Below are 13,443 nucleotides of genomic sequence, written 5' to 3' on the forward strand. Positions count from 1 at the left end.
AAACGATTATTGGGCGGCGACGTGGAATTTAATTGTGACCTCGTCGGCTACCATGCTCGTGTCTTTCCACTCGCCTTCGCCGATGTTGTAGGTCAGGCGCTTGATCGGCAGGGCGCCGTCGAACGCATATTTGCCGCCGTCGGCTTTCACTGTCAGGGGGAAGGTCACGTCGGTGGTCTTGCCTTTGATGCTCAGCTTGCCGCTTACCGTCAGCTTGCCCGCGCCGGCGGCCTTGATGCTGCTCGAGACAAAGGTGGCTTTCGGGAACTGGGCAGAGTTGAACCATTCTTTCTTGGCCACTTCCTTGTTGTACTCGGGGTCGCCGATATCGATGCTGGCCGTCTCGATGTCCACCGATGCTTTCGACGCGTCCGGCGTGGCCGGGTTGTAATCGATGGCGATAGTGAATTTCTTGAACTTCGCTTCCACGGGCACGTTCATTTGCTTGAACACGGCCGACACGCTGGTCTTGGCGGGATCGACTTTCAGCAGGGTGGCGGCGGTGGCGGCCACGGACAGGCCCAGCAGGGAAGCGAGGACGAGGCGTTGGGTGGTTTTCATCTTATTTTTCCTGGAGTTTCAGTTAGCAAGGGAAGTCGGTGTTACGGCAACATGCGCTTGAGGACGCCATCGCGGTCGATGAACTGGTGTTTCAGCGCCGCCAGCACATGGGCGGCCACGGCGGCAGCCATTGTCATGTTCAGAACATAATGAATTTCTTTTAAGAGCGGCTTAAGTTCCGGGTTCGGCGCCATGATGACGGGCAGCTGGAACAGGCCCAGATAGACCACCGGCACGCCGGCGGCCAGGGTGTACAGGTAGCCGGAAATGGGCACGGCGAAAATCAGGATGTACAGCAGCACGTGCATGGCGTCGGCCGCCTTCTTTTGCCAGGCAACCATGCTGGCCGGGTGCGGCGGCGGCACATTGGCCTTGCGCCACAGCAGGCGGATGGCGGCGATGGCCAGCACGGTCACACCGAGCCACTTGTGCCAGGAGAAATATTTGAGTTTGGTGGGCGTCAGGCCGGGAATGTCCGTCATGACCAGGCCCATGACGAAGGCGCTGATGATCAGCAGGGCGGTCAGCCAGTGCAGGATGATGGCGGTGGTGGTGTAGCGTTGCATCGGCGGCTTTCTTGAATGTAGTACGTATTAGGACTAATTCGGCCTAATATACCAAAGAAAAGCAAATTGCGCTGTGTGCTGCCGATTCTACAAGAAAGATTGCCGGAAAAACCGCGGGGCGGGCAGCATTTGTATGCTGGCCGCCCCGCGGGAGTGGATCTGCCTGATCCGGGGTGCGATGGCCGCTTAGATTGCCTTGGCCAATTGCGCCGCGATGCCGATGTAGTTACCTGGCGTCATGGTCAAGAGCACGTCCTTGGCATCTTGCGGAATGGCCAGGCCATTGACGAAGGTTTGCAGCGCTTCTTTCGAGATGCCCTTGCCGCGCGTCAGCTCTTTCAGCTGCTCGTACGGGTTTTCGATGCCATAGCGGCGCATCACGGTTTGTACGGGCTCGGCCAGCACTTCCCAGGTGGCGTCCAGGTCTTGCGCCAGGCGCGCGTGGTTCACTTCCAGCTTGTTCAGGCCGCGCAGGCAGCTGTCATAGGCCAGCAGGGTGTAGCCCAGGCCCACGCCGATATTGCGCAGCACGGTCGAATCGGTCAGGTCGCGCTGCATGCGCGAGACGGGCAGTTTTTCCGACAGGTGTTTCAGGATGGCGTTGGCCAGGCCCAGGTTGCCTTCCGAGTTTTCGAAGTCGATCGGGTTGACCTTGTGCGGCATGGTCGACGAACCGATTTCGCCCGCTTTCAGTTTTTGCTTGAAGTAGCCCAGCGAGACATACGTCCAGATGTCGCGGTTCAGGTCCAGCAAGATCGTGTTGGCGCGCGCAAAGGCGTCGAACAGTTCGGCCATGTAGTCGTGCGGTTCGATCTGGATGGTGTACGGGTTGAAGACCAGGCCCAGGCGCTGTTCGATGACGGCCTGCGAGAATGCCGGCCAGTCGAAGCCGGGGTAGGCGGACAAATGGGCGTTGTAGTTGCCGACGGCGCCATTCATCTTGCCGAGGATTTCCACTTGCTCGATGCGTTTCACGGCGCGCTGCAAGCGGGCCACGACGTTGGCGAATTCCTTGCCCAGGGTGGTCGGGCTGGCCGTCTGGCCGTGCGTGCGCGACAGCATCGGCACGTCGGCATTGTCGTGCGCGATCTGCGTCAGCTTGGCTACCAAGCCTTGCAGGGCCGGCAGCATCACGCCATCGCGCGCCGCTTTCAGCATCATGCCGTGCGAGGTGTTGTTGATATCTTCCGAGGTGCAGGCGAAATGGATGAATTCTGACGCCGCCACCAGTTCCGGCACGTCCGCCACTTGTTCCTTCAGCCAGTACTCGACCGCCTTGACGTCATGGTTGGTGACCGCTTCGATGGCCTTGATGCGGGCCGCATCGGCTTCCGAGAAGTCGCTCGCCATCTTGTCGAGCAGAGCGCTCGCCTCCGCCGAGAACGGCTTGATTTCAGCGAAACCGGCTTGCGACAGCGCTTGCAGCCAGGAGATTTCCACTTTCACGCGGTGGTGCATGAAACCGGCTTCGGACAGGATCGGGCGCAGCAGATCGGTCTTGCTGGCGTAGCGGCCATCGAGCGGAGACAGGGCCGACAGCGTGGAATACGGAGGTGTAGAAGTCATGAGAGCGGACGCAAGTTAAAGAAACGGTTGGCGTATGGCGCGCGGGGAGGGCAGGGTTATTGCAATAAAGCAACACTGACGGCGCCACAGTAAAGGGCGATTTTACCACCGCTGGCCGCTGGCCAGCCGTCCGTCGGGCTCCGGCGCAGCGCAATCTGGCCAAATCCGGCCCTGATGCGGCATGCCTGCCACACTGCGGCGAGCGCCGGGCGCGTGCCGCCAAACACCGCTGCCGCCGATGCTATACTGCTTGTTGCTCCTTTACCTAAAAGTACCTATGAAACTGATCGGCTCCCTTGCCAGCCCGTATGTCCGCAAAGCCCGTATCGTGCTGGCGGAAAAAAAGCTCGACTATGTCTTTGAGCTGGAAAACGTGTGGGTGCCGGAAACCCGCATCGCCCAGGCCAATCCGCTGGGCAAGGTGCCCTGCCTGGTGATGGAGGATGGCAGCACCTTGATCGATTCGAAAGTCATCGTCGAATACCTCGACACGCTCACGCCCGTGTGCAAGCTGCTGCCGGCCGGCGGCAATGGCCGCGAGCGGGCCGATATCAAGAACTGGGAAGCGCTGGCCGACGGCATCCTCGACGCGGGCGTGCTGGTGCGCCTGGAGCGCACGCAGCGCCCGCCCGAGCAGCAAAGCGCGGCCTGGATCGCGCGCCAGCTCGACAAAATCACGCTGGGCCTGGCCGCGCTCGAGGCGCGCCTGGGCGAGAGCGCGTACTGCGCCGGCAAGAACTACACGCTGGCCGACGTGGCCGTGGGCTGCGCGCTGGGCTGGCTCAGCTTCCGTTTCCCGGAAATCGACTGGCGCGCCGAGCATCCCGCGCTGGCGCGTCTGTTCGACAAACTGTCCGAGCGGCCATCGTTCAAGGATACCGTGCCGCAGTGAGCGCACGATGACCGGTACCGATTCGAAGGCGCAGCAACGCCTGCAGATGGCCGATATTGCGCGCCTGGCCGGCGTGTCGACGTCCACCGTGTCGCGCGCGCTGAGCGGCAGTTCGCTGGTCAACGACGAGACGCGCGCGCGCGTCATCGCGCTGGCCCGTTCGCTCAAGTATTCCATCAATATCGGCGCGCAAAACCTGCGCCTGAAACAGAACCGCACGGTGGGCGTGGTGGTGCCGTATGACGCGGCCACGCGCCAGCACCTGTCCGACCCGTTTTTTCTCGGCATGCTGGGCAGCCTGGCTGATGCGCTGACGGAGCAGGGCTTCGACATGCTCATTTCGCGCGTGGATGCCGAAACGCTCGATGCGGCCGCCCAGTCCTTCGATAGCGGCCGCGTGATCGGCATCATCCTGATCGGCCAGTGGCGCCACCATGAACAACTGAACCAGCTGGCCGCGCGCCAGGTGCCCATCGTCGTGTGGGGCGCGCAATTGCCGCAACAGCTGTATTGCACCGTCGGCGGCGATAACGTCGCCGGCGGCAGGCTGGCCACCGAACATTTGCTGGCGGCGGGGCGTACGCGCATCGCCTTCTTTGGCGACGCCAAGCTGCCCGAAGTGGCGCAGCGCCACCAGGGTTATGCGCAGGCGCTGGCCGCGCAGGGTCTGGCGCCCGACCCGCAACTGTACGTGGCCGGTTCCTTCCTGCCGCAGGGCGGGGCGACGGACGTGCAGGAACTGCTGGATCGCCAGATCCCGTTCGACGCCATCTTTGCCTGCAGCGACTTGCTGGCCATGAGCGCCATCAGCGCCCTGCGCGCGCGCGGCGTGGCCGTGCCGGAGCAGGTGGCCGTGGTCGGTTACGACGATATCGAACTGGCCGCGTATTTCCACCCGCCGCTGACCACCGTGCGCCAGCCGATCCGCGCCGCCGGGCGCGCGCTGGTGGCCTCGCTGCTGGCGCTGGTCGATGGCGCGCCTGCGCCATCGCAGCAATTGCCAACCGAGCTGATCGTGCGCGCCTCGGGCCGGTAAAGCGCGGCTGCAACCGATTGCAATAATTTAAAAATTTCCCGCTATTCTCCATGCTGCATGGCAGCATGGAAAACCCTGTTTTCGCATCAAACCCCGCCTGTTTCGCTATTTTCTACTCGTAGCGTTCGCCTAAAAACAACAACATTTCCATGTTGCAGTGCTCGATTGCAATCGATTGCAATAAATTCTTATTCGTTGAATAATGACGTACCGGCTCAGCCAGCGCGCCACGGCATGCAGCGGCCAGGACTCATAACAAGCGGATACCTCGATGTATCGGCATACAACACTGGAGACAAGATGAAGACACGTACTGCTCAACGCGGCTGCATGGCCGCAGCCGTCACCCTGGTCCTGCTGCAATGGGGTGCCGCCCAGGCACAATCGACCGGCGACACCGCCAGCGCCACCCCCGCCGATGGCCTGAATCTGGAACGCATCGTCGTCACGGGCACCACCGGCGGCACGTCCAAAATGAAGTCGAGCAATTCCGTCAGCAGCATGGAACTCGACACCATCCTGCACAACGCGCCCACCAGCGCCGCCGAAGTCCTGCGCTCGGTGCCGGGCTTGCGGGCCGAATCCTCGGGCGGCGAAGGCAATGCCAACATCACCGTGCGCGGCCTGCCCATTTCCGCCGGCGGCGCGCGCTATGTGCAGATCCAGGAAGATGGCTTGCCGGTGCTGCAGTTCGGCGACTTCAACTTCACCACGCCCGACAGCTTCGTCAAGATCGATTCCACGCTGGACCACCTGGAAGTGGTGCGCGGCGGTTCGGCCTCCACCCTGGCCACCAATTCGCCGGGCGGCATCATCAATTTCATCAGCAAGAATGGCAAGGAGCAGGGCGGCAGCGTGGCCATCAGCCGCGGCCTGGGCTACGACCAGACGCGCGTGGACTTCGATTACGGCGCGCCGATTTCCGAGCGCACGCGCTTCTTCATCGGCGGCTCCTGGCGCACGGGCGAAGGCATCCGCCACAGTGGCGTCAACAGCGAAAAGGGCGGCCAGATCCGCGGCAATGTCACGCATGAATTCGACAGCGGCTTCGTGCGCCTGTCGTTCAAGCACCTCGACGACCAGTCGCCCACGGCCTTGCCGGTGCCGGTCAGCGTGCGCAATGGCCGCATCACGGAAATCGCCGGCATCGACCCACGCAAGGCCAGTTTCTATTCGCCGTACTGGGTGCCCGACATGGTGCTGAACAAGGATAACCAGCGCGTGGCGACCCGCGTCAACGACGGCTTGCACGTCAAGAGCGACACCGTGGGCCTGGAAGCGTCGTTCAAGCTGGGGCAGGGCTGGAGCGTGAGCGAAAACTTCCGCTACGCCGACAATGCGGGCCGTTTCACGGGCGTGTTCCCATCGAATAACGGCAGCGACGGCAGCTATGTGTTTGCCAGCGGCCCGAATCAGGGCAAGCCCTACACGGGCCGCGCGTTTTCCGCCGTGGTGTTCAATACCTCGATCGACGACGCCAGCAATACCCTGAGCGACACCAAGCTGGCCAAGACCTTCGTGCTTGACAGCGGCAAGCTGACCACCACGGCCGGCCTGTACCTGTCGCAGCAAAAGCTGGGCCTGACCTGGAACTTCAATGAATACCTGATGCAGGCCACCGGCGACCAGCCGGCGTTGCTGCAGACGGCCAGCGGCACGCCAGGCTACATCGGCCCGGCCTTCGGCGCCTGCTGCTCGCGCGCCGTCGACATGGAATACCGCACGACGTCGCCGTACCTGAACCTGGCCTGGGAAAGCGGCGCGCTGAACCTCGACGGCGGCCTGCGGCGCGACCGCCAGCACGCCAGCGGCACGGCCAATATCGCCACCGGCGCGCAGGCCTATCTGCCATCGACGGTGCAGCAGGTCGATTACACCCTGGGCCACACTTCGTACTCGCTGGGCGCGAACTACAAGCTGCAAGCCAACCTGGCCGTGTTTGCCCGCGTCAGCGAAGGCGTGGCCTTCAATGCCGACCGCATCCTGTTCGGCACGCCTCTGGATGGCAGCGTGCCGGTGGCGATGAATACCGTGCGCCAGCTTGAAGGCGGCGTGAAATGGCGGCGCGGTCCCCTGAGCACTTTTGTCACCGTGTTCCAGGCCAAGACCAAGGAAAGCAATTACGAGGCGACGACCCAGCTGCGCACGGCCAACAGCTATGAAGCCAAGGGCGTGGAGCTGGAAGCGGCCTACAGCGCCGGCGACTTCCGCATCAATGGCGGATTGACATTCACGGATGCCGAGATCACGGGCACGGCGGCGGCCGACGTGGCGCTGATCGGCAACACGCCGCGGCGCCAGGCGCGCGTCGTGTACCAGCTCGCGCCCACCTATGAATGGGGGAAGGCCACCTTCGGCGCGAGCCTGGTCGGCACGGGCAAGTCGTGGGGCGACGATGCGCACACGATCACCTTGCCCGCCTACCAGGTGCTCAATGCCTTCGTCAATTACCAGCTCACGCCGCAAATGCAGGTGGCGCTGACGGCGAACAATCTGCTCAACAAGATCGGCTATACGGAAGTCGAGGGCGATGGCCATGCGGCCCGCTCGATCACGGGGCGCGCCGTCAAGGTCAGCCTGAAATACGCATTTTAAGCAAGGATAGGATTCATGATGTCGATACGCAGCCCCCTGGCGCGCCTGCTGGCGCCGCTCCCCACGCACTTGCGCGACGATGCGGCGCGCCGTTATGCGCGCCAGGAGGCGGTCTTGCTCGATCGCCTGGGCAGCCTGTATGGCCAGCGGCCGGACTTCCTGCCCTGGCTGGGCGACCTGATGGAAAGCGTGGGACGGCTGTACGCGGCGCGCGCGCCGGCGCTGCTGCGGCAGGATGCGCAGCGCGAAGCGCAGCCGGACTGGTTTGCCAGCCAGTCCATGCTGGGCTACAGCGCGTATGTGCAGCGCTTCGGCGGCAATCTGCAGGGAGTGGCCGCGCGCATAGCCCACTTGCGCGAACTGGGCGTGACGTATCTGCATTTGCTGCCGTTTTTGCGTGCGCGCGCCGGTGAAAGCGATGGCGGCTTTGCCGTCGCCAGCTTCGAGGAAGTCGACCCCGCGCTGGGCAGCAATGCCGACTTGCTGGCGCTGACGGCGCAGCTGCGCGCGGCCGGCATCAGCCTGTGTTCGGACCTGATCCTCAACCACGTGGCCGACGACCATGCATGGGCGCTGGGCGCGAAGGCGGGCGATCCGCTGCTGCGCGATTTTTTCCACACCTATCCCGACCGCGCGCAGCCGGACCGCTATGAGCAGACCGTGGGCCAGGTTTTCCCGCAGGCGGCACCCGGCAATTTCACCTTCGTGCCAGAGCTTCAGCGCTGGGTCTGGACCACGTTTTATCCCTACCAGTGGGATTTGAACTATGCCAATCCGGCCGTCTTCGCGGCCATGGCTGGCGCCATGCTGGGCCTGGCCAACAAGGGCATCGAGGTGTTCCGCCTCGATTCGACGGCCTTCCTGTGGAAGCGCGAAGGCACGGACTGCATGAACCAGCCCGAAGCCCACAGCCTGCTGCAAGCCTTGCGCGCGATTGCCGCCATCGTCGCGCCGGGCGTATTGCTCAAGGCCGAAGCCATCGTGCCCACGCCCAAGCTGCCCGCCTATTTTGGCAGCGATGCCGCGCCCGAATGCCATATCGCCTATCACAGCAGCCTGATGGCCGCCGGCTGGGGCGCGCTGGCCGAGGAAAGCACGGACTTGCTGCAGCAGGTGATCGCCGCCACGCCGCCGCTGCCGCCGGCCGCAAGCTGGCTCAGTTATGTGCGCTGCCACGACGATATCGGCTGGAATGTGCTGCTCAATGAAGCGGGCGCGGACGGGCCGGCGCGCCTGGCGCGCATCGCCCGCTTCTTTGCCGGTGCCCCCGGCAGCTATGCGCGCGGTGCGGCCTTCCAGAGCAGCAGCGCCGACAAGGCGCATGGCAGCAACGGCATGGCCGCCTCGCTGGCCGGCCTGGAAAGCGCCACCACGGTGCAGGAGCAGGAATACGCGTTGCGCCGCCTGCTGCTGCTGCATGGCCTGGCCTTGAGCTTTGGCGCCTTGCCGGTGCTGTACATGGGCGATGAACTGGGCATGACCAACGATGACAGCTATACGCAGCGCCCCGACCGGGCGATGGACAGCCGCTGGCTGCAGCGCCCCGCATTCGACGACAGCCTGCTGGCATGGCGCCACGATGGCGTGAGCGCCAGCGGCCGGCTGTACCTGGCGCTGCGTCAGCTGATCGACGCGCGCAGGCGCTTGCCGGCCCTGGCCGCCGCCGCGCCGCGCAGCGTGCTGCCGGCCGACACGCCGGCCGTGCTGGCGCTGCTGCGCGGCGACGCCTTCCTCAACCTGAGCAATTTCAGCGGCGCCAGCCAGCGTTTCACTTTGCCCGCAGGCGAATGGCGCAACAGCCTCGATGGCAGCGTGCTGGCCGGCACGGTGGGCTTGCAGCCATGGCATATGCTGTGGCTGGAAAGGGAACAGTCATGAGCGACGCCAGCACGCACCGCCCGCATCTGTCGTTCTGGCAGATCGTCAACATGAATGTCGGTTTTTTCGGCATCCAGTTCAGCTTTGGGCTGCAGCAAAGCAGCATGAGCCCCATCTACAAATACCTGGGCGCCGACGAGGCGAGCCTGCCATATTTGTGGCTGGCCGGTCCCATGACGGGGCTGCTCGTGCAACCGCTGATCGGCGCCATGAGCGACCGCACGGTGACGCGCTGGGGCCGCCGCACGCCGTACTTCCTGATCGGCGCCATCCTGTGCAGCCTGGGCCTGCTGGCCATGCCCTTCAGTCCCACCCTGTGGATGGCCGCCAGCCTGCTGTGGATACTCGATGCGGCCAACAACGTGACGATGGAGCCGTACCGCGCCTTCGTCAGCGACAAGCTCGACAAGAAGCAGCATTCGCTGGGCTTTCTCACGCAAAGCGCGTTTACGGGGCTGGGGCAAACGCTGGCCTACCTGACGCCATCGTTGCTGGTCATGCTGGGCATGAACAAGGATGCCGTCAATGGCAGCCATATTCCGCACATCGTCATCGCCGCCTTCCTGATCGGCGCCGTGTTCTCGCTGGCCTCGGTGCTGTGGACCCTGAAGACGACGCCGGAAAACCCGCTCACGGCGGCCGAGCTGGCGGCCATCCGCAGCCGCCCGCCGGGCTGGCGCCATACGCTGGCCGATATCGGCGCGGCCCTGCGCGAGATGCCGCCGACGATGAAGCAGCTGGCCCTCGTCAACCTGTTCCAGTGGTACGCCATGTTCTGCTACTGGCAGTACATTGCGCTGTCGCTGGCGGCGACCCTGTTCCACACCACGGACCCGGCGTCGCAAGGCTTTCGCGACGCGGGCCTGCTGAACGGTCAGGTGGGCGCCTTCTACAATTTCATCGCCTTTATCGCCGCCTTTGCGCTGGTGCCGTTCACGCGCCGCTTCGGCCCCAAGCGCATGCACAGCCTGTGCCTGTGCGCGGCCGGCGTGGGCATGCTGAGCATCCCGCTGATCCACAGCCCGGCGCTGCTGTTGCTGCCCATGCTGGGCGTGGGCCTGGCCTGGGCCAGCATCATGGGCAACCCCTACATCATGCTGGCCGGCTGCATTCCACCCGCGCGCACGGGCGTCTACATGGGCATCTTCAATATGTTCATCGTCATCCCGATGATCATCCAGATATTTACTCTGCCGCTGTACTATCGCAGCTGGCTGGGCGGCAATCCGGAGAACGTCATCCGGCTGGCAGGCGCCTTGTTGCTGTGCGCGGCGGTGGCGGTGCTGTTCGTCAAGCTGCGCACGCCGCAGCCCACAAAGACTTGAGGACGGACGAAAAAAAACCGGCAGTTGCCGGTTTTTTTCTATGCTGCGAAAAAGATTACTCTTCGACGGCCATCTGACTTTGCAGGTAGTTCTGAATGCCGACTTTGGCGATCAGGTCGATCTGCGTTTCGAGCCAGTCGATATGCTCTTCCGTGTCTTCGAGGATCATCAGGAACAGGTCGCGCGAAACGTAGTCGCCCGCTTTTTCGCTGATGGCGATGCCTTCCTTGACGGTGGCGTGCGCGGCGCGCTCCAGCTTCAAGTCGCATTCCAGCATTTCCGGCGTGTTCTCGCCGATCAGCAGCTTGTGCAGCGCTTGCAGGTTAGGCAGGCCGTCGAGCATCAGGATGCGGTCGATCAGCTTGTCGGCGTGTTTCATTTCGCCGATCGATTCTTCGTATTCCTTCTTGCCCAGCTTTTCCAGGCCCCAGTGCTTGTACATGCGCGCATGCAGGAAGTACTGGTTGATGGCCGACAGTTCGTTGGTGAGCTGTGCGTTGAGCATGCGGATGACTTCTTTATCGCCCTTCATGGGAATTCCTTTGTTCTGTGTCGCGTTCGATGATGAAACCGCAGGCTGCTGGCGTTCACTGCCGGGTGGCGCAGGGCTGCCTGGTGGCGCGCAGGTTGCCGGTTTCGCTATGCCCGCATGATAGCGCAAAAGATGGGCGTTTTTTGCTGCGAAACGGTGTCTTTCCGTCTTTTTAACGTAAATATCGTGCGAATAAAACCCATTCTCAAATGGATTGCCACATTTTCCCGTTTTTTATTTATTAAGGAAAATGCAGGCCATTCTCATTCGTGTTCATGCTGCTATTTGGCTGCGCTGAAAAGGCGGGAAATGTTGCTCCGTTCTTGCTTTTGTGCCTTCTTGGCCGCTGCCGGCGATGCGATAATCAGGCAGCGATTTTACTGAAAAAGGATAGCAAGATGATGCTGCATATACCCGGCGTGCTGACGCCGGAACAGGTGACGCAGTTTCGCCAGCGCCTGGCGCAAACGGACTGGGTCGACGGGCGCGCCAGCGTCGGGGCGCAAGGGGCGCAGGTCAAGCGCAACCGCCAGCTGGCCGAAGGTTCGCCGCTGGCGCTGGAGCTGGGCGAGATCGTCAGCCGCGCGCTGATGGCCAATCCGCTGTTCTTTGCCGCCGTGCTGCCGCTGCGCATCCTGCCGCCGTTCTTCAACAGCTATGCGGGCGGCGAGCACTATGGCCTGCATATCGACGGCGCCATCCGCACGCCGAAAAACGGCATGCAGTCGATGCGCGCCGACGTTTCCTCGACCGTGTTCCTGAGCGAGCCGGACGAGTACGAAGGCGGCGAGCTGGTGGTGGTCGATGCCTACGGCACGCATGAGGTAAAACTGCCGGCGGGCGACGTGATCGTGTATCCGTCGAGCAGCGTGCATCAGGTGCTGCCCGTCACCAGCGGCGAGCGTATCTGCTCCTTCCTGTGGACGCAAAGCATGGTGCGCGAAGACTGGAAGCGCAGCATGCTGTTCGAGCTCGATCAGAACATCCAGAGCGTGCGCGCGGAACACGGCGATTCGCCGGCGACGGTGGGACTGACGGGGCATTATCACAACCTGCTGCGGATGTGGGCGGAGATGTGATCGTGGCGGTGTCGGATTACGCGTGGCCTTTGGCCGCGCTAATCCGACCTACGATACTGCGTGAAGCACCGGCAAAAAAAAAGTCTGCCTGGCCCGGGGATGTAGGCTGGCAGACTGAAACAAGCAGTTGCTTGACTGGTACAGAAAACAGGGCGCAAGAAAGCAAGCAGGGCACAGGGTGCGATGCTTGCGGGCTGGCAGCGGCGCGCAGGCCGCCGGGAGGCTAGCTCAGCTGGAAGGTCAGGGGCACGAGCACGTACACGGGAACAGGCTTGCCGTTTTCGATCATCGGCTTGAACAGCGCGCGCTGCGCAGCCTGGCGGCCCGCTTCATCGAGGTTGCTGTAGCCGGTCGATTTCTGGATCAGGATTTGCTCGGGCAAACCCTTTTCATTGATCAGGATGCGCAATACCACGGTGCCGCTTTCGCCCAGGCGGCGCGACAGATTCGGGTAGATCAGTTGCGGCGCCTTGATGTATTCGACGCTGCTGACGGTACGCGGCGTGGACGGCGCCGGTGGTGTCGGCGATGGTGCGGCTGGCGCAGTCGGCGCGGCGGTGGCCACGGGGGCCGCTTCGGCGCGCGTCGGCTGCGGCGGCGTGATCGTCGGTTCGCTCGGCGCCACGGCGATCAGCGGCAGCGGCGGGATCACGGCGCGCGGCACGGGTGCGCTCAGTTCCACGGTTTTCGGCACCGACGGTGCTGGCGGCTTGGGTGGCGCCGGCGGGGCGATGATGCTGATGGTGGTGATGGTCGGCATGGCCGCCGTGACGACGCGGCTCAACAGGCCGCTCTGGATGGCGTAAAAGCCGGCGAGATGCAGGACGACGATGGCCATCAATGGCGCGAATTTGCTGCGCTGCTTCTTGTCGAAGTCGGCAAATTGCGGCACGGCCTGCACCGTTACGGGCGGGGGCATCATCGTCATGGCGTGTATCGCTTTCTTAGTTGGTCAGTACGGCTCGCATCAATACGGTTTCTTGCAGCACGACCGTGGCGCTCAGGTGATCGTTCAGCACTTCCCGCGCACAGGTATGGCATTTGCCGCAGCAGGTGGCCACGCCCAGGTCGCGGCGCAGTTCGGCCATGCTGGACAGGCCAAGATCGACGGCTTGACGGATTTCACGATCAGATATGTTGTTGCAGACACATACAATCATTGATACACCTTCTGGCTGGAGGATGAACAGACACTAGTGCTTGGAAGCATTGTTGCTAGTGTTTTAATGAGAATCATTATCATTACGTTTCATTGTCGCGCAAAGCGGGGGACAATGCAAGCGATTTTGATCAAGTGTGCGGCGCCTGGCGGCTGGGTGCCGCGGCTGGATATGCCGTTCGCCCGCATGACGTAGCCCTTGGCAGGGGGCGGCTCTCCGGGCTAAATAAAAACAATTCGCATTCATGTTTATA

Annotated in this window: 12 protein-coding genes; 6 read left to right on the forward strand and 6 right to left on the reverse strand. The window is 63.0% G+C overall.

Annotation, left to right across the window (positions count from 1 at the left end):
• Nucleotides 1-6: 6 nt before the first annotated feature.
• The 3 genes from ACP7DW_RS00340 to purB form a co-directional block, all read right to left on the reverse strand.
• Nucleotides 7-561 carry a YceI family protein gene (locus tag ACP7DW_RS00340; protein ID WP_426053862.1) on the reverse strand — a complete coding sequence of 185 codons (555 nt, stop codon included), beginning with the start codon at nt 559-561 and terminating at the stop codon, nt 7-9.
• A 41-nt stretch (nt 562-602) separates the two neighbouring features.
• A complete protein-coding gene (locus ACP7DW_RS00345; RefSeq protein WP_070311507.1) occupies nt 603-1,127 on the reverse strand; it encodes a cytochrome b in 525 nt (174 codons plus the stop codon).
• A gap of 186 nt (nt 1,128-1,313) precedes the next feature.
• Nucleotides 1,314-2,693, reverse strand: a complete 1,380-nt coding sequence (gene purB, locus ACP7DW_RS00350) for an adenylosuccinate lyase (protein ID WP_426053861.1) — start codon at nt 2,691-2,693, stop codon at nt 1,314-1,316.
• A 277-nt stretch (nt 2,694-2,970) separates the two neighbouring features.
• Between purB and ACP7DW_RS00355 the strand changes: the two genes are divergently transcribed.
• From ACP7DW_RS00355 to ACP7DW_RS00375, 5 genes are all read left to right on the forward strand, one after another.
• Nucleotides 2,971-3,585 (forward strand): glutathione S-transferase N-terminal domain-containing protein, encoded by a 615-nt coding sequence (locus ACP7DW_RS00355; RefSeq protein WP_096238127.1) that lies wholly within the window; start codon nt 2,971-2,973, stop codon nt 3,583-3,585.
• Between the two features lie 7 nt (nt 3,586-3,592).
• Nucleotides 3,593-4,621: a LacI family DNA-binding transcriptional regulator gene (locus ACP7DW_RS00360; protein WP_426053860.1), complete on the forward strand. Its 1,029-nt coding sequence runs from the start codon at nt 3,593-3,595 to the stop codon at nt 4,619-4,621.
• A gap of 300 nt (nt 4,622-4,921) precedes the next feature.
• Nucleotides 4,922-7,216: a TonB-dependent receptor gene (locus tag ACP7DW_RS00365; protein WP_426053859.1), complete on the forward strand. Its 2,295-nt coding sequence runs from the start codon at nt 4,922-4,924 to the stop codon at nt 7,214-7,216.
• A 15-nt stretch (nt 7,217-7,231) separates the two neighbouring features.
• On the forward strand, nt 7,232-9,094 hold the full coding sequence (locus ACP7DW_RS00370) for an alpha-amylase family glycosyl hydrolase (RefSeq protein WP_426053858.1): 1,863 nt from the start codon (nt 7,232-7,234) through the stop codon (nt 9,092-9,094).
• Nucleotides 9,091-10,419: an MFS transporter gene (locus ACP7DW_RS00375; RefSeq protein WP_426053857.1), complete on the forward strand. Its 1,329-nt coding sequence runs from the start codon at nt 9,091-9,093 to the stop codon at nt 10,417-10,419. Before ACP7DW_RS00370 ends, ACP7DW_RS00375 begins: the two co-directional genes overlap by 4 nt.
• A 55-nt stretch (nt 10,420-10,474) precedes the next feature.
• Here the strand turns inward: ACP7DW_RS00375 and bfr are convergent, their stop codons facing one another.
• Entirely contained in the window at nt 10,475-10,951 is a 477-nt protein-coding gene (gene bfr / locus ACP7DW_RS00380) for a bacterioferritin (RefSeq protein ID WP_010401839.1), read from the reverse strand.
• 398 nt (nt 10,952-11,349) lie between these two features.
• Between bfr and ACP7DW_RS00385 the strand changes: the two genes are divergently transcribed.
• Entirely contained in the window at nt 11,350-12,030 is a 681-nt protein-coding gene (locus tag ACP7DW_RS00385) for a Fe2+-dependent dioxygenase (protein ID WP_035822772.1), read from the forward strand.
• A gap of 223 nt (nt 12,031-12,253) precedes the next feature.
• Here the strand turns inward: ACP7DW_RS00385 and ACP7DW_RS00390 are convergent, their stop codons facing one another.
• Complete coding sequence (locus ACP7DW_RS00390) at nt 12,254-12,958, reverse strand: energy transducer TonB (protein ID WP_426053856.1); 705 nt, start codon at nt 12,956-12,958, stop codon at nt 12,254-12,256.
• A gap of 16 nt (nt 12,959-12,974) precedes the next feature.
• Nucleotides 12,975-13,190, reverse strand: a complete 216-nt coding sequence (locus tag ACP7DW_RS00395; RefSeq protein WP_071075208.1) for a (2Fe-2S)-binding protein — start codon at nt 13,188-13,190, stop codon at nt 12,975-12,977.
• Nucleotides 13,191-13,443: the final 253 nt, after the last annotated feature.

The organism is Janthinobacterium sp. PSRC1-1, assembly GCF_049897525.1.
Classification (GTDB): Bacteria; Pseudomonadota; Gammaproteobacteria; order Burkholderiales; family Burkholderiaceae_D; genus Janthinobacterium; species Janthinobacterium tructae.

Bases quoted from the DNA above. Each gene is read 5' to 3' on its own strand.
- ACP7DW_RS00365 (WP_426053859.1), top strand. From the start codon at position 4,922: ATGAAGACACGTACTGCTCAACGCGGCTGCATGGCCGCAGCCGTCACC.
- ACP7DW_RS00375 (WP_426053857.1), top strand. From the start codon at position 9,091: ATGAGCGACGCCAGCACGCACCGCCCGCATCTGTCGTTCTGGCAGATC.
- ACP7DW_RS00345 (WP_070311507.1), bottom strand. From the start codon at position 1,127: ATGCAACGCTACACCACCACCGCCATCATCCTGCACTGGCTGACCGCC.
- ACP7DW_RS00385 (WP_035822772.1), top strand. From the start codon at position 11,350: ATGATGCTGCATATACCCGGCGTGCTGACGCCGGAACAGGTGACGCAG.
- ACP7DW_RS00370 (WP_426053858.1), top strand. From the start codon at position 7,232: ATGATGTCGATACGCAGCCCCCTGGCGCGCCTGCTGGCGCCGCTCCCC.
- ACP7DW_RS00390 (WP_426053856.1), bottom strand. From the start codon at position 12,958: ATGACGATGATGCCCCCGCCCGTAACGGTGCAGGCCGTGCCGCAATTT.
- bfr (WP_010401839.1), bottom strand. From the start codon at position 10,951: ATGAAGGGCGATAAAGAAGTCATCCGCATGCTCAACGCACAGCTCACC.
- ACP7DW_RS00340 (WP_426053862.1), bottom strand. From the start codon at position 561: ATGAAAACCACCCAACGCCTCGTCCTCGCTTCCCTGCTGGGCCTGTCC.
- purB (WP_426053861.1), bottom strand. From the start codon at position 2,693: ATGACTTCTACACCTCCGTATTCCACGCTGTCGGCCCTGTCTCCGCTC.
- ACP7DW_RS00355 (WP_096238127.1), top strand. From the start codon at position 2,971: ATGAAACTGATCGGCTCCCTTGCCAGCCCGTATGTCCGCAAAGCCCGT.
- ACP7DW_RS00395 (WP_071075208.1), bottom strand. From the start codon at position 13,190: ATGATTGTATGTGTCTGCAACAACATATCTGATCGTGAAATCCGTCAA.
- ACP7DW_RS00360 (WP_426053860.1), top strand. From the start codon at position 3,593: ATGACCGGTACCGATTCGAAGGCGCAGCAACGCCTGCAGATGGCCGAT.